This window comes from Phenylobacterium sp. (assembly GCF_036263695.1).
Lineage (GTDB): Bacteria > Pseudomonadota > Alphaproteobacteria > Caulobacterales > Caulobacteraceae > Phenylobacterium.
On the sequence record NZ_DATAGM010000442.1, the window covers coordinates 1 to 16,985 of the forward strand.

Annotated in this window: 19 protein-coding genes, 1 pseudogene and 1 riboswitch; of the genes and pseudogenes, 7 read left to right on the plus strand and 13 right to left on the minus strand. The window is 70.2% G+C overall.

Features of this window, described 5'->3' with window-relative positions:
• Both VHK87_RS17805 and VHK87_RS17810 read right to left on the minus strand, forming a co-directional pair.
• The coding region (locus VHK87_RS17805) for a GIY-YIG nuclease family protein (RefSeq protein ID WP_329636235.1) at window positions 1–713 on the minus strand (713 nt) is incomplete at its 3' end.
• Window positions 714–815: 102 nt separating this feature from the next.
• A complete protein-coding gene (locus VHK87_RS17810) occupies window positions 816–2,603 on the minus strand; it encodes a long-chain-acyl-CoA synthetase (protein WP_329636236.1) in 1,788 nt (595 codons plus the stop codon).
• A gap of 526 nt (window positions 2,604–3,129) precedes the next feature.
• Between VHK87_RS17810 and VHK87_RS17815 the strand changes: the two genes are divergently transcribed.
• Both VHK87_RS17815 and VHK87_RS17820 read left to right on the plus strand, forming a co-directional pair.
• Window positions 3,130–4,056 (plus strand): hypothetical protein, encoded by a 927-nt coding sequence (locus VHK87_RS17815; RefSeq protein ID WP_329636237.1) that lies wholly within the window; start codon window positions 3,130–3,132, stop codon window positions 4,054–4,056.
• 175 nt (window positions 4,057–4,231) lie between these two features.
• Window positions 4,232–4,438, plus strand: a complete 207-nt coding sequence (locus tag VHK87_RS17820) for a hypothetical protein (RefSeq protein WP_329636238.1) — start codon at window positions 4,232–4,234, stop codon at window positions 4,436–4,438.
• Window positions 4,439–4,442: 4 nt separating this feature from the next.
• Here VHK87_RS17820 and VHK87_RS17825 read toward each other — a convergent pair whose 3' ends face one another.
• Together VHK87_RS17825 and thiC are read right to left on the minus strand one after the other, a co-directional pair.
• Complete coding sequence (locus tag VHK87_RS17825; RefSeq protein WP_329636239.1) at window positions 4,443–5,192, minus strand: pentapeptide repeat-containing protein; 750 nt, start codon at window positions 5,190–5,192, stop codon at window positions 4,443–4,445.
• A 105-nt stretch (window positions 5,193–5,297) separates the two neighbouring features.
• On the minus strand, window positions 5,298–7,124 hold the full coding sequence (thiC, locus tag VHK87_RS17830; RefSeq protein WP_329636240.1) for a phosphomethylpyrimidine synthase ThiC: 1,827 nt from the start codon (window positions 7,122–7,124) through the stop codon (window positions 5,298–5,300).
• A gap of 73 nt (window positions 7,125–7,197) precedes the next feature.
• Window positions 7,198–7,305, minus strand: a riboswitch (TPP riboswitch).
• 112 nt (window positions 7,306–7,417) lie between these two features.
• On the opposite strand from thiC, the gene VHK87_RS17835 reads away from it, so the two are divergent.
• Window positions 7,418–7,846: a DUF6491 family protein gene (locus tag VHK87_RS17835; RefSeq protein WP_329636241.1), complete on the plus strand. Its 429-nt coding sequence runs from the start codon at window positions 7,418–7,420 to the stop codon at window positions 7,844–7,846.
• Window positions 7,847–7,993: 147 nt separating this feature from the next.
• Here VHK87_RS17835 and ypfJ read toward each other — a convergent pair whose 3' ends face one another.
• The 4 genes from ypfJ to VHK87_RS17855 all read right to left on the minus strand — a co-directional run bounded on the left by ypfJ (window position 7,994) and on the right by VHK87_RS17855 (window position 10,954).
• Window positions 7,994–8,845, minus strand: coding sequence for a KPN_02809 family neutral zinc metallopeptidase (gene ypfJ / locus VHK87_RS17840; RefSeq protein ID WP_329636242.1), 852 nt, complete (start codon window positions 8,843–8,845; stop codon window positions 7,994–7,996).
• Window positions 8,846–8,906: 61 nt separating this feature from the next.
• Window positions 8,907–9,275 carry a hypothetical protein gene (locus VHK87_RS17845; RefSeq protein ID WP_329636243.1) on the minus strand — a complete coding sequence of 123 codons (369 nt, stop codon included), beginning with the start codon at window positions 9,273–9,275 and terminating at the stop codon, window positions 8,907–8,909.
• 44 nt (window positions 9,276–9,319) lie between these two features.
• Complete coding sequence (locus tag VHK87_RS17850) at window positions 9,320–9,883, minus strand: hypothetical protein (RefSeq protein ID WP_329636244.1); 564 nt, start codon at window positions 9,881–9,883, stop codon at window positions 9,320–9,322.
• A gap of 150 nt (window positions 9,884–10,033) precedes the next feature.
• Window positions 10,034–10,954, minus strand: coding sequence for a DMT family transporter (locus VHK87_RS17855; RefSeq protein WP_329636245.1), 921 nt, complete (start codon window positions 10,952–10,954; stop codon window positions 10,034–10,036).
• Window positions 10,955–11,060: 106 nt separating this feature from the next.
• Between VHK87_RS17855 and VHK87_RS17860 the strand changes: the two genes are divergently transcribed.
• Entirely contained in the window at window positions 11,061–11,225 is a 165-nt protein-coding gene (locus VHK87_RS17860) for a hypothetical protein (RefSeq protein WP_329636246.1), read from the plus strand.
• Here the strand turns inward: VHK87_RS17860 and VHK87_RS17865 are convergent.
• The 3 genes from VHK87_RS17865 to VHK87_RS17875 form a co-directional block, all read right to left on the minus strand.
• Complete coding sequence (locus VHK87_RS17865; protein WP_329636247.1) at window positions 11,222–11,449, minus strand: hypothetical protein; 228 nt, start codon at window positions 11,447–11,449, stop codon at window positions 11,222–11,224. The genes VHK87_RS17860 and VHK87_RS17865 overlap by 4 nt on opposite strands.
• 70 nt (window positions 11,450–11,519) lie before the next feature.
• Window positions 11,520–11,756 (minus strand): hypothetical protein, encoded by a 237-nt coding sequence (locus VHK87_RS17870; RefSeq protein ID WP_329636248.1) that lies wholly within the window; start codon window positions 11,754–11,756, stop codon window positions 11,520–11,522.
• Between the two features lie 322 nt (window positions 11,757–12,078).
• A complete protein-coding gene (locus tag VHK87_RS17875) occupies window positions 12,079–13,110 on the minus strand; it encodes a MerR family transcriptional regulator (RefSeq protein ID WP_329636249.1) in 1,032 nt (343 codons plus the stop codon).
• A gap of 162 nt (window positions 13,111–13,272) precedes the next feature.
• Here VHK87_RS17875 and VHK87_RS17880 point away from each other — a divergent pair, with 162 nt between their 5' ends.
• From VHK87_RS17880 to VHK87_RS17890, 3 genes are all read left to right on the plus strand, one after another.
• Complete coding sequence (locus VHK87_RS17880; protein ID WP_329636250.1) at window positions 13,273–14,073, plus strand: DUF3313 family protein; 801 nt, start codon at window positions 13,273–13,275, stop codon at window positions 14,071–14,073.
• On the plus strand, window positions 14,070–14,822 hold the full coding sequence (locus VHK87_RS17885; RefSeq protein ID WP_329636251.1) for a hypothetical protein: 753 nt from the start codon (window positions 14,070–14,072) through the stop codon (window positions 14,820–14,822). The genes VHK87_RS17880 and VHK87_RS17885 overlap by 4 nt, the downstream gene beginning before the upstream one ends.
• Window positions 14,823–14,888: 66 nt before the next feature.
• On the plus strand, window positions 14,889–15,980 hold the full coding sequence (locus tag VHK87_RS17890; protein WP_329636252.1) for an AI-2E family transporter: 1,092 nt from the start codon (window positions 14,889–14,891) through the stop codon (window positions 15,978–15,980).
• A 9-nt stretch (window positions 15,981–15,989) separates the two neighbouring features.
• On the opposite strand, the gene VHK87_RS17895 is transcribed toward VHK87_RS17890, so the two are convergent.
• Window positions 15,990–16,538, minus strand: coding sequence for a hypothetical protein (locus VHK87_RS17895; RefSeq protein ID WP_329636253.1), 549 nt, complete (start codon window positions 16,536–16,538; stop codon window positions 15,990–15,992).
• Window positions 16,539–16,549: 11 nt separating this feature from the next.
• Window positions 16,550–16,985 (minus strand): annotated as a pseudogene (locus VHK87_RS17900) (glutathione-dependent formaldehyde dehydrogenase); the annotation flags it as partial.

The following is a 16,985-nucleotide window of genomic DNA, read 5'->3' on the forward strand; positions in this document are numbered from 1 at the left end:
AGCCGCGCGGCGCGCTCGAACTCCAGGTCGTCGGAGGCGGCCTGCATCTCCTCGGCCATCCTGGCCATCACCGCCCGGCTCTTGCCCCGCAGGAAGGCTTCGGCCTGGTCGACCAACGCCTGGTAGTCGTCCAGCGACACCAGCCCTGTGCAGGGCGCCGAGCAGCGTCGGATCTGGTGCAGCATGCAGGGCCGCGTCCGCGCCTCGTAGACGTTGTCGGAGCAGGACCGGAGCAGGAAGGCCTTCTGCAGGGTGTTGAGCGTGCGGTTCACCGCCCAGGCGCTGGCGAACGGGCCGAAGTAGTCGCCCTTGATGCTGTGGGCGCCACGGTGCTTGCGCAGCTGCGGGGCCTCGTGGTCGCGCCGGATTACGATCTCCGGGAAGCTCTTGTCGTCGCGCAGCAGGACGTTGAACCGCGGCTTCAGCTGCTTGATCAGGTTGATCTCGAGCAGCAGCGCGTCGGTCTCGGTGCGGGTGGTGACGAACTCCATCGCCCGGGTCAGGTCGACCATGTGGGCGATTCGCTGGGTGTGGAACCGGCCCTGCGCATACTGGATCACCCGCTTCTTCAGCGAGCGGGCCTTGCCGACGTACAGCACCTCGCCGTCCTCGCCGATCATGCGATAGACGCCGGGCGCGTCGGGCAGACGCTTCACCTGATCCTTGATGAGTGCGGCGCCCTGAAGCAGGGGCTCGGCGATGGTGTCGGGCATGGGGCCGCATATATAGGCCAGGAACAGCCGGCGCGCAGGGGCGACCGACCGACGCTCCACGCCTCTCAGTCAATCCTTTCCCGCGGAGCGGGAGAGGAAGGACTAGAGCTTGTAGCCGCCGGCCTGGAGCTTCTCGATCACCGGCTTGGTGATGCGGATGTAGCCCTTGTCCGGGTGCTTGAAATAGAGCGGGTGCTTGACCCTGCCCGGGTCGAAGCCCTCGGAGACCAGGTCCACCTTGCGCTGCTTGAAAGTGCCGGTGGTCTCGATGGTCGGCAGGATGCGCAGGAAGATCGGCTGGGCGAAGGGGGGAAGCTCACGATCGACGTAGTCCCCGAAGGCCTTGACGTCGAAGCCGCCGTCGGTGACCAGGGCCGCCATGCCGGCGCGGCCCTCGGCGCCCGGGGCCTGGACCCCGTAGACGTTGGCTTCCAGAACCCCCGGGGCCTCGTTCAATTGCAGCGCGACTTCGGCGGTGGAGACGTTCTCGCCCTTCCAGCGGAAGGTGTCGCCGATGCGGTCGACGAAATAGACGTAGCCGTCGGCGTCCTGGCGCATCAAGTCGCCGGTGCGGAACCAGGCGTCGCCCTTCTCAAAGACGTCGCGCAGGATCTTCTTCTCGCTGGCGGCCTTGTCGACGTAGCCGGTGTAGTCGGTGCGCGCGTCGTCGCCGATCTTGCCGATGCACTCGCCCACCTGGCCCGCGCCGCACTCGATGCACAGCCCGTCCGGACCGCGGATCGGCTGCTCGGTCTCGACGTCGAACTGGATCAGCCGGGCGTTGAAGCGGGTCTTGATCCACTTCGGGATCCGGCCGATGGCGCCTTCGCGGCCGTCGTAGTTGAACATCGCCACGTTGCCTTCGGTGGCGCCGTAGAACTCCAGCACCTGCGGGATGCGGAAGCGGGTGCGCATCTCGCGCCAGACGTCGGGCCGTAGGCCGTTGCCGAAAGCCATCCGGATCTTGTGCTTGGCTTCGTCCTCGCCCGGCGGATGGTTCACCAGGTAGCGGCAGAGCTCGCCGATGTAGACGAACATGGTGCAGCGCTCGGCAACCACTTCCTCCCAGAAGTGGCTGGCGGAGAACTTCTTCTTCAGCACCACCGAGCCGCCGTTGAGCAGGGCCGCGCCCAGGGCGCAGAGGCCGCCGGTGGCGTGATAAAGCGGCAGGGCCACGTAGACGCGGTCGTGCTCGCGGGCGTTCGTCGCCCCGGCGAAGGCGCGCATGTAGAGCTGCGCGCGCTGATGGCTGATGCGGGCGGCCTTGGGCAGTCCCGTCGTGCCGCTGGTGAAGATGTAGAGGATCGTGTCGCGGGCGGTCATGTCCTCCCGCACCGCCTTGTCCGGCGGCAGCTGGCTGCAGCTCCTCAGCGCCTGCGACAGGTCCCGCTGGTCGCCGCTGGCCTTGCCCAGCACCCACTGAACCATCGGCTTGTCGAGCTCGCCCTTCACGTCATGAAAGGCGCCGGCGGTCTCCTCGTCGACGATCACGTGGCTGGCGCCGGACAGCTTCAGGCAGTGCGCCAGGGGGCCGCCGGTCAGCTGGTTGTTCACCAGCGCGGTGACCACCCCGACCTTCGACAGGCCGTACCAGACCGGGAAGTATTCCGCCCGGTTCGGCATGAACAGCGCCACCACCTGGCCGCGCCGCAGGCCCAGTCCCTTGGCCCAGTGGGCGAAGCGGTTGGCCATGGCGTCGACCTCGCCGTAGCTGAGGGTGCGGCCCTCGAAAGTCAGCGCAGGACGGCCGCGCCACTTGTCGACGGCGCCCTGCAGGTCGTCGCACAGCAGATTCTTCGAATCGGGTGCGATGGTCTTGATGCGCGCGAGCGTGCGCTTCAGTCCCCGCACGAACCTAAGGTCGCGCTGCAGCCGAGCCTTCAGACTCATCGATCCCTCCGACGGAGAGGGCAGCTTGGCGGCGTTCGCCGGAGGGTCAAGGCGGAGCGGCGCCGCGGGAGCTGACAACTCCGTCAGAGGCTTGCGGGCGTGGCGCCGGGGACTCACCCTCGCCGGCCGCGCCGCGGCGGTGCGGGGCTGGCGCGCCCGATCTTTCAAGCTGCTCATGATTCCCTCGCCTGGGCGGTTGCGCGACGAGCAAGGCTCCCGCCACGAGGGTTGCCAGCGCCTTGAGGCGCGCCGTTAACGCCGGCCCGCCGGGTGGGCCATACCGCCGCAGGTGACCACGCCGCCCCGTTCGCTGCCGACCTGAATCGGGCGGAGTCGCGGCGACATCGCCACAATCGCGCCTGTATTCGCCGGGCCTCGGACCCGGGCAAAGACGCATGGGTCAGTAGTGCGCCAGTTTTGGGCGCCTCGATGGAAGAAAGATCACAGCACAGATGGAACCGGGCTCGGAACAAGCTGTGCCCGATGTCGTTCTAGCTCCAACCAACGACACCGGGAGAACGCCACCATGTCGGACAGGACGGACATGCCGATGCACCAGGACCTTACCGGGCAGGACGGAGGGCCGGCCGACGCCGAACCGTCCATGTTCGGAACCCCCATTTACGCTCGCCCCACGAAGAAGCGCCGCGGCTTCGGCCGGGCGGCCGCCGCCAGCACCGCGGCGCCCGCCGCCGCTCCGGCGGCCGCGCCTGTGGAGGCGCGCAGCTTCGCCGGGCCTGAACCCGCTAGCGGCTTCGCCGATCCGGCGCCGATGATGCAGCCAGCGCCGACGACCACCGCCGAGCCGGCCACCAACACCGCCACCGACACCGGCCTCGGCATGGTCGGCGCGCGCCGCACCACCGCGACCAAGCGCAAGTCCAAGGGCGGCCTGCCCACCGGCGCGCTGGCCGGGGGCGCCGTCGCGTTGGCGGCCATCGCCGGTGTCGCCTTCTTCGCCGCCAACAGCGGGGACGACGCGCAGACCACCACCGCCGCGACCGGCTCGGCCCTGCCGCCGATGGCGACCACCGCGCCGCCGACGCCCGGCCCGACCGCCGCGGCGACAACGACGACGCCGCTGAACCCGGCGGCGCCCGCCGCGTCGACCCCGGTCACGGCGACCCCGGCCGCCGCGCCGGCGCCGACGCGCGTCCGCGAGACGGTCCGGACCACCCGCGTCGCCCGCACCACGGCCCGGGCGCGCCCTGGCGCGCCCAGCGCCGCCTCGGAGGGCATCGACGCCAGCGGCACGGTCGCCCTGCCCGCCGGCCCGCAGCCCTACACCTCGAGCGCCAGCTCGCCGGCCGCGGCGCCGCCCGCCCTGGTGATCCCGCCGGTGACTCCGGCGCCGGACGCCGCGCCGTCCACGACGCCGGACGCCACGCCGAGCCCTGCGCCGCAGGCCACCACTCCGGAGGCCACGGCCCCCGACGCCACCACGACGCCGTAGGGGCGCTTTCACGATCCAACGTCCCGAGAAAGGGCGGCTCCTGCGAAGGAGCCGCCCTCTTTTTCGCCTGCGACCGATCTGCCTTGCGCGGGCGTGTCACATCCCCCTGCGACTCAGGCTTTCGTTAAGAGCATTGCGACTAGTCTGATCCCGCGTCGTTTGGGGGCTTTCGACAATGAATAAGATTTTCAGCCAGGAAGGCGCCGAGTGGGCCACGGCCATCCTCGTGTTCGTCTGCGGCGCCTCGGCCGGGCACTACGCCTCTGAAGGCATGAACGCCGTCCAGTGGGCCGGCGCGGCCACCGCCGTCCTCGGCTCCGTCACCGCCGCGGTCGCCGTGCGCGTCTGGCCGGCTCAGGTTCGCGAGACGGTCGACGAGTAACCGATCATTCGGCGTGGACGTCCACGCCGAGCGCCGTCAGCAGGGCGTACTGCTGATCCAACGTCACCTTCATGCCCTCCCGGCTGGCCAGCGCGGTCAGGTCCAGGCCGCTGACCTCTGCGCCGCGCAGGTCGGCGCCGGCCAGTCTGGCGTCCGCCGTCAGCGCCTGGAAAAGGTCAGTGTCGCGCAGGTCGGCGCCCTCCAGGTTCGCGCCGCGCAGGTCCGCCTCCCGTAGCCGAGACATGCGGAAATCGCACTCCGGCGCCAGGGCCTCGGAGAGGTCGGCCAACTCCAGCATGCAGGAGTCGAAGGTCACTGAGCTGCGCACCACCTTGGCCCCGAAGGCGCGGCCGAAGTCGGCCCGGTGGAAGCGCGCGCCACGCAGGTTGCAGCCGCGGAACTCGGCCGCATAGAGGCTGGAGCGGTCGATATCGGCGAAGGCCAGGTTGCAGCGGGAGAACCTCGCCTCTTCCAGCCGACTGAAGGCGAACTGCACGCCGGCGTGGTTCTCCGGGTCGGAGAAGTCGCAGTCCTCGAACACTGCCTCGCGCAGGTCCGAGTGGGCGAACCGGCAGCCGATGATCCTACAGGCCTTGAACCGCGCCCCCTGCAGGATGACGGCCGAGAGCTGCGCCTCCAGGAGGGTGCAGTCGGTCAGCACCAGGTCCGTGAGGTCCCGCTCGGCCCAGTCGACGCGGGAGAGGTCGCTGCCGGTCACGACCGCGCCGGCCTGCAGATCGATCTCCTCGGTCATTCCACCCTCCGCTCATCCCGGCGCAGCCGGGATCCAAACTGAGCCGCCGCGCCGACAGAACTGCATCCCGGCCTTCCCCGGAATGAGCGGTGGTGGGGGATCGGCCTACTCCCCCGCCCCTACCGGCACGTCAATCTCGCCGACCTTGCGGAACCTCTCGGCCATCTGCGCCAGGCCATCGGCCACGTCGTTCTGTCCCTTGGCGGCGTCCCGGATGTCCTGGCTGATCTTCATCGAGCAGAACTTGGGTCCGCACATGGAGCAGAAGTGGGCGGTCTTGTGCGCCTCCTTCGGCAGGGTCTCGTCGTGGTATTCGCGGGCGGTCTCCGGATCGAGGCCGAGGTTGAACTGGTCCTCCCAGCGGAACTCGAAGCGGGCCCTGGAGAGCGCGTCATCCCAGGCTCTCGCCGACGGGTGGCCCTTGGCGAGGTCGGCGGCATGGGCGGCGATCTTGTAGGCGATCACCCCCTGCTTGACGTCCTCCCGGTCGGGCAGGCCCAGGTGCTCCTTGGGCGTGACGTAGCAGAGCATCGCCGTGCCGAACCAGCCGATCATCGCCGCGCCGATGGCCGAGGTGATGTGGTCGTAGCCGGGCGCCACGTCGGTGGTGAGCGGGCCGAGCGTGTAGAAGGGCGCGCCGTGGCAGGCCGCCAGCTGCTTGTCCATGTTGGCCTTGATCTTGTGCATCGGCACGTGGCCGGGCCCCTCGATCATCACCTGGCAGCCGTGGCGCCAGGCCACCTGGGTCAGCTCGCCCAGGGTCTCCAGCTCGGCGAACTGGGCCGCGTCGTTGGCGTCGGCGATGGAGCCGGGGCGCAGGCCGTCGCCCAGCGAGAACGACACGTCATAGGCCCGCATGATCTCGCAGATCTCTTCGAACCGCTCGTAGAGGAAGCTCTCCTTGTGGTGAGCCAGGCACCACTTGGCCATGATCGAGCCGCCGCGCGAGACGATACCGGTGGTCCGACGCGCGGTCAGCGGGATGTACGGCAGCCGCACCCCGGCGTGGATTGTGAAGTAGTCCACCCCCTGCTCGGCCTGCTCGATCAGGGTGTCGGCGAAGACGTCGAAGGTCAGATCCTCGGCGATGCCGCCGACCTTCTCCAGCGCCTGGTAGATCGGGACAGTGCCGATCGGCACGGGGCTGTTGCGGACGATCCAGTCGCGGATGTTGTGGATGTTGCGGCCGGTGGAGAGGTCCATGACCGTATCCGCGCCCCAGCGGATCGCCCAGACCATCTTGTCCACCTCGTCGGCGACGGTGGAGAGCACCGCCGAGTTGCCGATGTTGGCGTTGATCTTGACCAGGAAGTTGCGCCCGATGGCCATCGGCTCGAGCTCGGTGTGGTTGATGTTGGCCGGGATGATCGCCAACCCGCGGGCCACCTGATCGCGCACGAACTCGGGCGTGACGAAGTCCGGGATCTCCGCGCCGAAGTCCTCGCCGTCGCGGATGAACGGGTCGCTCTCCTGCCGGCGCAGATTCTCGCGGATCGCGACGTACTCCATCTCCGGCGTCACGATCCCCTTGCGGGCGTACTCCAGCTGGGTAACCGCCGAACCGGCCTTGCCGCGGTAGACCCGGCGCGGCGCGCTGAACTGCGGCGCCAGGTGCTTGCCTTGCGCGAAGCCGTTGTCCTCCGGCTTCACCTGCCGCGGGGTTTCGACAATCTCCACGTCGCCGCGGGAGACGACCCAGGGCTCGCGGGTGCGCGGCAGGCCCTTTTCGATGTCGATGACCGCCCGCGGATCGGTGTAGGGGCCGGAGGGATCGTAAAGGGTCAGCGGCGGCTCGCCGGCGCTCTCGTGCACCGCCACCTCACGGAACGGCACGCGGATGTCAGGCCACAGTACGCCGGGCTGGTAGACCTTGCGCGACCCTGGGCGCTCGCCCGTTGGGATGGCCTTGGCGATGGGCGTTTCGATGTTCACCGGCGCGGCTCCTTCAAGAGGATCCGAGGCTTGAGCCGGCGTCGGCTGAAAAGAGGACGAGGGCGAGAAGCGCCCGCCGTCCGGTTCCCATCCCTTCGCCGGCATGACCCGGATCAGGTTCGACGGGTCGCGGGCTCACCCGCCTCTCAGCCGCTTGCGCGCGGCCCCCCGGAGAATGGACGGCAGACTAGAGGCGAAGGCCTCGTGGCGCCAGCGCGAAGCGTTGTGCGTTGATTCAATTGCGCTGCTTGGGGCCGAGCCATGGTGTAGGCTGGAGCAGCAGGAGACCTGTCATGAGAACCTACTTCGCCGCCGGTTGCCTCGCCGTCCTGATGACGGCCTGCGCCGGCCCGCAATCCTACGACGCCGCCTCGGCGGCGCGGCTGGGCGCCGACGCCGTCGATACAGTCGGCGCGCCCGGCTGCTTCCGGATGAACGACATGCGCGCCCACCGCATCGCGGACTCCCGGACCCTCTACGTCGACGTCGGCGGCCGAGACACCTATCGCTTCGACATGAGCGGCTCGTGCCTGGCCGGGGCCTCCCGGCAGGAAACACTGATCACTGAGAGCGCAGGCGGCTCAGGCCTGATCTGCCGGCCGATCGACCTTACCCTCAAAGTGCGGCTCGGCGGCGGCATGGTCAGCCCGTGCATCATCTCAGGGATGACGCGGCTCACGCCGGCGGAAATCGCGGCCCTGCCGCCGGAGCTGCGGCCCTAACATGTCCTAAGCTTAATTCGCCGCGGCCGGCGAACGTCGGTAGCTATTACCAACCCTCGAAAGAGGGTGAGGGCGCGGGGGCGCCGACTTCGGCGAGCGACTGATCTGCGCCGTTCGCAGCCGATGAACCGGCGCCCCGGCCCGTTTCTAGAGCTCTCGGGCCTGGAAGGTGTCGCAGGCGTCCGGATCGCCGGTCTCCACGCCGCGCCGGAACCAGCGCATCCGCTGCTCGCTGGTGCCGTGGGTGAAGGCGTCGGGCATCACCCGCCCCTGGGACTGTTTCTGCAGCGCATCGTCGCCCACCGCCGAGGCGGCCCTCAGGCCATCTTCGATGTCACGTGGGTCGAGCGCCACCTGGCCGCCGGAGACGGTCCCCGCGTGCGCCACCCAGACCCCCGCGAAGCAGTCGGCCTGCAGCTCCAGGCGCACGGCCCCGCTCTCGGCGCCGCGCATGCCCATCCGCTGAGCGACTGTGGTCTGGCCGGTCAGGTGCTGGACGTGGTGGCCGATCTCGTGGGCGATCACATAGGCCCGGGCGGCTTCGCCCTGGGCGCCGAAGCGGTTGGCCAGCTCGTCCCAGAAGGACAGATCCAGATACACCTTCTGGTCGGCCGGGCAGTAGAACGGGCCCATCGCCGCCTGGCCCGTGCCGCAGCCGGTGCCGGTGGCCCGGTCGTAGAGCACCACGTCCGCCGGCGGGCGGTAGGTCTGGCCGGCCTGACGGAAGATCGGGCCCCAGACGTCCTGGGTCGAGGTCTCGATGACGTCGACGAAGGCGCCGGCCTGGTCCTGCGGACTGCCCACCTGGCCCTGCTGCTGCTGAACCTGCCCTCCGCCGCCGATCACGCTGGTGGTGGTCGAAGGATCGATGCCGAAGACGAAGTAGCCGATCAGGGCCAGGATCACCCCGCCCACGCCGACACCGCCAGCGGCGGCGCCGGGCCCGAGGCCGCGCCGGTCTTCGATGTTCCCAGCCCTGCGGCCGCCTTGCCAGCGCATGCGTCTCTCCTCGCTCCACCTCGCCCGGGCGGTAACGCGGAAAGGCCGCGGCTGCTCCGCGCTAGCGGGCCGGCCGGCTCGCCGCGCGCACCCGATCGTTCGAGGCGCTCAGCCGATCATCAGGGATGGACGTGAAACCGCCAAGCTCCGCGCCGCCAGGCCGCGCCGGCGTGCGCCGCTCCGGCGGCGCCATCAGGGTCGGGCGGCGGGCCTGGACCTCCAAGTCGCGCAGCGAGCGTTCGGCCTGCAGCCGCATCTCCAGGGTGGTGATCTGGTTCTGCAGGTCGATGGAGCGGTTGCGCATCATCTCCTGCTGGGCGCGCAGCTCCGCGTCCCGGGCGATCCAGTTCGGATCGTAGAGCCCCTGCGCCGCGACGGGCGGCGCGGCGGCGAGAACGACGGCGGCGATCAGCAGGCGGTGCATGGGCATGTCCCTTCCCATCTAGGAACGCCGCCGTCCCAATCCTAGCTCCGCTAGCCGCCGCGCGGCCGGGTGACGGTGAATCGGACCAGCTGCTCGCGCGGCGCCGACCACTCCGGCTTCAGCTCCAGCGCCTTTTGGTAGTCGAAGTAGGCCGACTTGGCGTCCTCCAGCCCCTCGTGCGCCAGGGCGCGGTTGTAATAGGCCTTGGCCGGCTCCTCGACGCCGAGCTCCAGGCCCTTGTTGATCTCGGTCAGGCTGTCGGCGTATCGCTTCTGGCCGATGAAGGCCGCGCCGCGGTTCACATAGGCTTCGCCGACGTCCGGCTTGAGCCGGATCGCCAGGTCGAAGTCCTTCACCGCCTGGTCGTACACCGCCCGCCGCAGCTTGAAGACGCCGCGGTTGACGTAGGTGCCGGCCCGGTCGCGGGCGTTGAGGAATTCCGATTCCAGGGCTGTGGTGCACAGCGCCTCGTATTCGGGTGCGGACTCGCCGCGGATCGCCGCCTGCGAGCAGGCCTCCGCCAGCCCTCCGCCGATGACGGTGACCGCGCCGTTGGCGGATCCCGCTGCGCTCAGCACCGCGGCCGCCCCGAGCGCCGCCCAGATGGTCTTCATGGCCTGGTCTCCTGATCGCCACGCCCCCGGTCGTCCTCGGGCGAGCGCGCCTGGCGCGTGATCAGGCGGCGCGCCCACGAGGGCGCCCGGTTATGTGAGGAGAGTCCTCTGGTAACGCAGGTCTGTCAACGCACGGCTTGCGTGACCGCCTCAGGTGGCGTCGCGCCGGACCTGACGCATGCGCAGGGTCTCGCGGTAGAGGATGTAGACGCCGCTGGCCGCGACCACGAGCGCGCCGACCACCGTCACCGGCCTGGGCAGCTCGCCCCAGATCAGGAACCCGAAGCCGCTGGCCCAGATCAGCTGGGTGTAGTCGAAGGGGGCCACCGCGGCGACGGGGGCCACCTTCAGCGCCTGGGTCAGCAGCAGTTGTCCGACCCCGCCCAGCAGCCCCATCACCACCAGGATCCCGAGGGTGAAGGGCTCCGGCGTCACCCAGCCGAACGGAAGGCTCGCCAGTCCCACCAGCATCCCGGCCAGGGTGAAGTAGAAGACGATGGTCGGCCCCGGCTCGGTCCGGCCGATTTCGCGGATGGCGATCATCGCCCCCGCCGCGCCCAGGGCGCCGGCCAGGCCGAACAGCACCCCGAGGTTGGCGAACTCGGTGGGGCTGGGCCGCACCATGATCAGCACCCCGACGAATCCGACGGCCACCGCGCCCCAGCGATGGCGGCCGACCTTCTCCTTCAGGATCAGCGCGGAAAGGGCGGTCATAAACAGCGGCGCGGCGAAGGAGATCGCCGTCGCTTCGGTCAGCGGCAGCAGCGAGGCGGCCGAGAAGCCGCAGACCATGCCGGTCAGGCCCACGGCCGAACGCGCCAGGTGGCCGAGCGGACGGCGGGTCTTCAGCACCCTCAGACCCGTGGTCGGCAGGATGTAGAGGGCGATCGGGATGAAGGCGAAGGCGTTCCGGAAGAAGACGATCTCCAGCACCGGGATCCCCTGCCCCGCGGTCCATTTCACCCCGGCGAACATCGCCGCCATGCAGGCCATGGCTCCCACGCGCAGCGCGATGCCCAGGCCGATGCGCTGGACGTCAGGACGGTCGCTGCCGGTAGATGGGACGGTCACGGGGACTCAGGACGACTGGGGAGGCGCGCCCCGTCCTTAGCCGCCGGACAGGGTTTGCGAAACCGCCTGTCGGTCCGGCGAGTTGGGCTTGGAGAAGGAGGCCCTTATGCCCGACGAACCTCTGCGCCCCGCCGACGAAGCCGCCGCCGGCGCACCCGGCACGGGTGAGAACGTCTGCCCCCGCTGCAACGGCTCTGGTCGCACCGACGGCGCCGCCTGCCCGGACTGCGAGGGCACCGGCAAGATCACGGAAGGGATCGGCGGGGCCTAGAAGGCTGTGGCTTCGGGCGAGGCGCTCTCCGGCGCAGCGCTGCGGCGCACCTGCCCCACCATCCGGCCCTCGAGCCACACCTCGACGTGCACGCAGCTGGAGTGTTCGGCTAGGAAGGCGCGGGCCCGCGCCAGCGCCGCCTTCCGGCTGCCGCCGACAAGGTCGACGACGGGCACGGCGCCGTCTGGCCTCACGGCCAGCAGGGTGTAGCTGTTCTCGTCCATGCGCGCGCCGTTCACCGGGAACGCGTAACACGTTCGCCGGCGCGCGGCTGTCAGCAACCCGACGTAAGGCTCAGGTGATGCGCTTGGGGGAGATGGGGTCGCTGGCCGGGAAGGTCTCCTCGACCGCTTCGTCGAGCAGATCCTCCTGACGCGCCTTCAGGTCAGCGTCCTCTGCGCGCTCACCAGGCGCCGCCGCGGCGGCCTCGTCCGCGTTGTGCTGCCCGCCGCTCGCCCGCTCGATCGGGGCCGGCCGATCCTTGTCGCGGCGGCCTTCGTCGCTGTCGGTATGCGGTTGGTTCGGATGCATGACTTTCCCTCGTATCGCCCCCTCTGAACGTGGCGGCGTCGCAGAGGGTTGCGCAGTTGAGCCTAGGTCGGGCTTCGGCCGCCGATGCCGACCCGACCGGGGGGCGACGGCGGCGCAGACGTTTTGGACGCCAGGTAAGGCGAGAGGCGCCGGCTCAACCGCCGCGGCGGCGGTCCGCCGAGAATGACCGCCCATCGGCGGACCTGTTGCACGTCGTCCAGGCGGATCGCCCGAACCTCCTGATTCTGCGTCGTTTCGTCAGCCACTGTACCTGCTCCCAGCCGGTCCCATGCCAACGCTCGGCGAGCTTCAGCGTTCCGGCTCAGGCCGCAGCCGGGCGCACTGCGATCATCCCCTCGGTCCGGGCCCGCACCTCGGCGCTCGCAAGGCAGGTGGCCACCGCCTCGTAGCCCGGCGCGCCGGGATAGGGCGCGACCAGCATGGGCGGATGGTGGTTGGCCGGGCAGAGCAGGATGGCCTCGTCGGATCCGACGGCCGCCAGGTCGAGGATGGCGCAGGACCGGGTGAGGACGAACAGCGGCCGCGTGCGCGATCCGCGCCGAAGATGGGCGGACAGCGCCTCCTGGGTGGGCTCGTCCAGCCCAAGTTCTGGGATGTCGACGACGAGGATGTCGGGCCCGTCCGCCTCCAGCCCCGCGAGCAGCGCCGTCAGGGCGTCGGAGGGAGTTGCGCCATCCTCGACCATCCAGGCCTGCGCCGCCGCCACCCGGGCGGCCAGCGCCGGATCGGCGGCGATCCGCGCCTTGGCCGCCGCTCCGCCGTCGGTCAGCCGGTCCAGATCGAGGAAGGCCGCGTTCGGCAGCGTCTTGGCCAGGGCGAGGGCGAGCCGCGTCTTGCCGCTTCCCAGCGGCCCGACGATCCAGGTCAGCGCTCGCAGCTCGCGCAGTTCGAACCGCTCGCCGCCCCAGGGCCAGGGCAGGTCGAAGGCGACCGCCGGCTTTCCCGCCGGCCCGGCCAGGCGCGCCAGGTCCCGGGCGCTTGGCGCCGCCCCGCGGGCGATGTCGGCGCGCAGGCCGCGGACCCGGTCCACCAGGGCGGCGGTCTGGCCGAGCTCGGCCTCGAGCCTGGCCTGATGCGCCGCCAGAGCCGGCTCCAGCCCCTGCGGATCGCCGCCCAGCACCCGCGCGACTTGCGCCAGGCTGAAGCCCAGCGCCCGCAGCGCCGCGATCTCCGCCGCGCGCGCCATTTCGTCGGGTCCATAGGCGCGCCAGCCGGCGCTGGTGCGGACCGGCGCGACCAGGCCGCGCGCCTCGTAGAGCCGCAGCGCCTTGGCCGAGACCCCCAGCCGCCGGGCGGCCTCGGCCGGGTTCAGGTATTGGGCGGAAGCAGTCACGAATCACCTCGCTCTCAGCTGACCGCTCCTCCATCGGGGCAGCCCCTGGGGCCAGGTCAAGGCTCAGCCGCCGCCGTCCCGCGGGGCGAGCATGCATCCGAGCGGGTAGGCCACACGTATCAGTGGCGCAGGCTTGTTCGCGACGAGGTGAGGCTGGCGCCGATGAGACGAGTTCTATGGCTATGCCTGCCGCTCCTGCTCGCCGCCTGCAGCACGCCGGGCCGGCAGTCAGGTCTGCTCTCCACGTACGACGGCCTGGCGCCTGCGAAGGGCGGTCTGCGCGCCAGCAGCTCCGAGCGCCGCGATCCCGCGATCAGCCAGGTCCGCCGGATCGCGATAGCGCCCACGCGGCTGGCTCCGGCTGCGGTCAACAGCTGGCTGAACCCGGACGAGCGGACACTGGTGCTTCGCGAACTCGACGCCCAGCTCTGCTTCGAGCTGTCCAAACGATATGAGATCGCCGCGGCCGAGAAAGCCGAGGCGGAAGTCAGGGCGGTGGTGGGGGAGGTCCGGCCGACCGGCCGGGCCGGCTCGGCCGCGTCCGCCGCTGCTTCGTTCTTCATTCCCGGGCCGATCGGGCTGCGCGTTCCCGGGACCTTGGGCGGGCTCTCCGCCGAGGCGGAGATGGTGGGCAAGGACGGTCGACAGCTCGCCGCCCTCGTCTGGAACCGAAATGCGACCGCCCTAGGCACGGACGATCCCTCGCTGAGCCGCGTCGGCGACGCCCTTCAATTCGCCGAGGCGTTCGGCGACGCCGCCGGCAAGGCTTTGAGCCCCGCCGCACGGAAGCCACGGGCCGTACCGAGGCCGGATCCCTGCGCCGCCTTCGGCCCAAGGCTCCGCGTGGAAGGCTACGCGGCCAAGTTCATCACCAACCTGTACGTGCCCCAGATGAGCGGCGCGCGTCCGGCCGCCGACGGAGCGCCAGAGCCGGAGCCAGAGCAAGGGGGGCGAGACCAGTGAACGGCCTGCTTCCGCGGCTGGCGGTTGTCGCCGGCGTCGCGGTCGCCCTGCTGGCGCCGGCCAGCCAGGCCGTTCTGGGTTGGGGGCAGACCGCGTCCGAATTCGCCGATGACGGTAACGGGACCCTGCGCGCTGCGGGATGGGCCTTCTCCATCTGGGGCGTGATCTACGCCGGGCTCGCCGCATTCGCACTTCACCAGCTGGGCAGTCGATCGGCCTGGCTGGAGCGGGTGCGCTGGCCGGCGGCCGGCGCGGCGCTCGGCTGCGGGCTCTGGATCATCGCCGCCGGCTTGGACACCCGCTGGGCGACGGTGGTCGTCATTACCGCATCGGCCGTCGCGGCCATCGTCGCCGCCGCCCATGCCCGGGCCGCAAGCCTGCGGGATGGCCTCAAGGCGCGGCTGTTCGTCCTGTGGCCGCTGTCGCTGCTGGCCGGTTGGCTCACTATCGCCACCCTCGTAAACCTGCTGACCGTGCTGACCGCCGAAGGATGGACGACGGCGGCCGCGCGGACGCCGGCCGCGATCACGGGCATCGCCATCGCCGCCCTGATCGCCGGCGCCGTCGTCTTGCGCACCGGACTCATCCTCTATGCGGCGCCGGTGCTTTGGGGGCTCGCCGCCGTGGCTGCGGCTGCGATGACCGACGCGAAGCCGCCTGTCGCGGCCGCCGCCATCGCTGCGGCGCTCATCCTGTCGCTGGTGGCGGCGTGGCGACTGCGAACTCACACGGACCGGCTCGAACTTTAGGCGCCGCCGCACATTCCGTTCGCTGGAGGCCGCGCGGGGTTCGGTCTCCACAGGACGGGACACAGTTTGACTGAGAAGGTAACGACGCCGCTCCGGAAGGACGTCATCACGCTGGTCGTCATCGGCGCCGTGGCCCTGGTGGGCGCCTACATGGCCGCACAGTTGGCGATCCGGCTGGCTGGCCTGTGGATGCTGATCTTCGGTTCGGTGGTCGTCGCGGTCATCCTGCGCTCGATCGCCGACCCGCTCGTGCGCCGAACCCGCCTCGGCGACGGAGTCGCGACGCTCGTGGCGGTGCTGGTGGTGATCGCGGTGGTGGGGGTGATCTCCACCTTCTTCGGGCAGGCCATCGCAACCCAGATCTCCGCACTCGCCGAGCGGGTGCCGCAGGCCTGGGACTATGTCCGGGCCCAGCTCGAGGCCTCGCCGCTGGGAGATCAGTTGCTCGAAGGCGTCGGCGCGATCGCCAGCCAGGCGGGACGCGCGTTGATCGTCGCGCAGCGGGTGGCGACCAGCGCCCTCTCCGGCGTGACGACGCTCGTACTCGTGCTGGTCGCCGGGGTCTTCCTGGCGATCAAGCCTGCGGCGGCGCGTGAGGGCGCCCTGGCGCTGGCGCCGCTTTCGGTGCGGCCCCGCCTGCGGGAGGTGATGGACGCCTGCGGTCGCGCACTGAAGGGCTGGGTCAAGGCTCAGCTCATTTCCATGATCCTGGTCGGCTCCCTCGTCGGGATGGGGCTGTGGCTGATCGGCGTGCCCTCGCCCCTGGCGTTGGCCCTGCTGACCGGCATCGCCCAGTTCGTGCCGGTGGTCGGCCCCATCGTCTCGGCTGTTCCAGCGTTGTTGATCGCCGCCACCGTGGGACCCAACGCCTTGCTCCTGACGCTCGGCCTCTACGTCGGCGTGTCGCAGCTCGAGGCGAACCTGATCACGCCGCTGGTGCAGCGGAACGTCGCCTCACTGCCTGTGGTGCTGGGCATATTCGCCGTCGTCGGGCTCGGCTCGCTGTTCGGGCCCCTGGGCGTTCTGTTCGCGACGCCGCTCGCGCTGGTGATCTACACCGCCGTCACGATGCTCTACCGGCAGGACGTCCTGCACGATCCCGACGCCCACGCGCCAGGCGAAGCCGACGCGGCCGAGCCAAATGGCGGAGCAGATTGAGGCCCTGGTTCACTCGTCCGCTTGCAGTTGACGGCGCCGCCGGGCGGCGCGGACCGCCAGGTAGGTGAGCGCGGCCGCGCCGCCCGTCACCGCCGCCGCAGCGGCCGCCTTCCGGATGAAGGGCTGCCGGTTGTACTTCCACTCAGCAGCCAGTCCCATCTCGTCGAACAGGTTCGGAACCGTTCCTCGCCTGAGGTCGTCGGCCACGCCCTCAGCGCTGTTCACCCGGTCCGCAAGCATGAGCAAAAGCCAGTGGGCCCACTGGCTCTCGCTGTAGCGGTAAGCAGACCGTCGGATTGCGCCGCTCAGGCCCGTAGGCGGCGTCGAGGTTCCGAACACGGCTGGCCGGCGATTGTGTTCAACCGACTGCAGCACCTCCACATCCGAGCTCTGCTGCGAGGGGCGCTCCCAGTTCATTCCAGGCGAATCGTCCTGGCTGCGATCGCGCATCGGATAGGTGGCGTCGTTCAAGGGATCGGCGTCGACGCCCCATCCCGGGATGTCCCTGCGCTCGACGGCGGCCCGGCTGGTTTCAGCTGTGGTGAGTTCGTTGTCCATCGGAGGGCGCCTTACGCAGCGTTCGGGTAAAGGACAGGCTTGATGCAGCCGTCCAGTTTTGACGTGAAGATCCGGTAGCCTTCGGAGACCTCCTCCAGCGGCAGCCGGTGCGTGATGATCTCCTTCGGATTGAGGCGGCCTTCCTTCACATGGTCGATTAGGCGCGGCAGGAGGCGCTTCACCGAGGCCTGATTGGCGCGGATCGTGATGCCCTTGTTCACGACGTTGCCGATGGGGATCATGTTTCCGGTCGGGCCGTATACGCCGACGATGGAGACGACGCCGCCCTTCTTCACCGAGTTGATCGCCCAGTGGAGCGGCACCGCAGAGCCGGCTTCCAGCTTCAGCTTCTTGCCGAAGATGCTGTGGAGCGGGTTGCCCGAGGCGTCGGCGCCGACGGCGTCGATGCAGACGTCGGCCCCCAGCGAGTCTGTCGCTTTCTTGAGG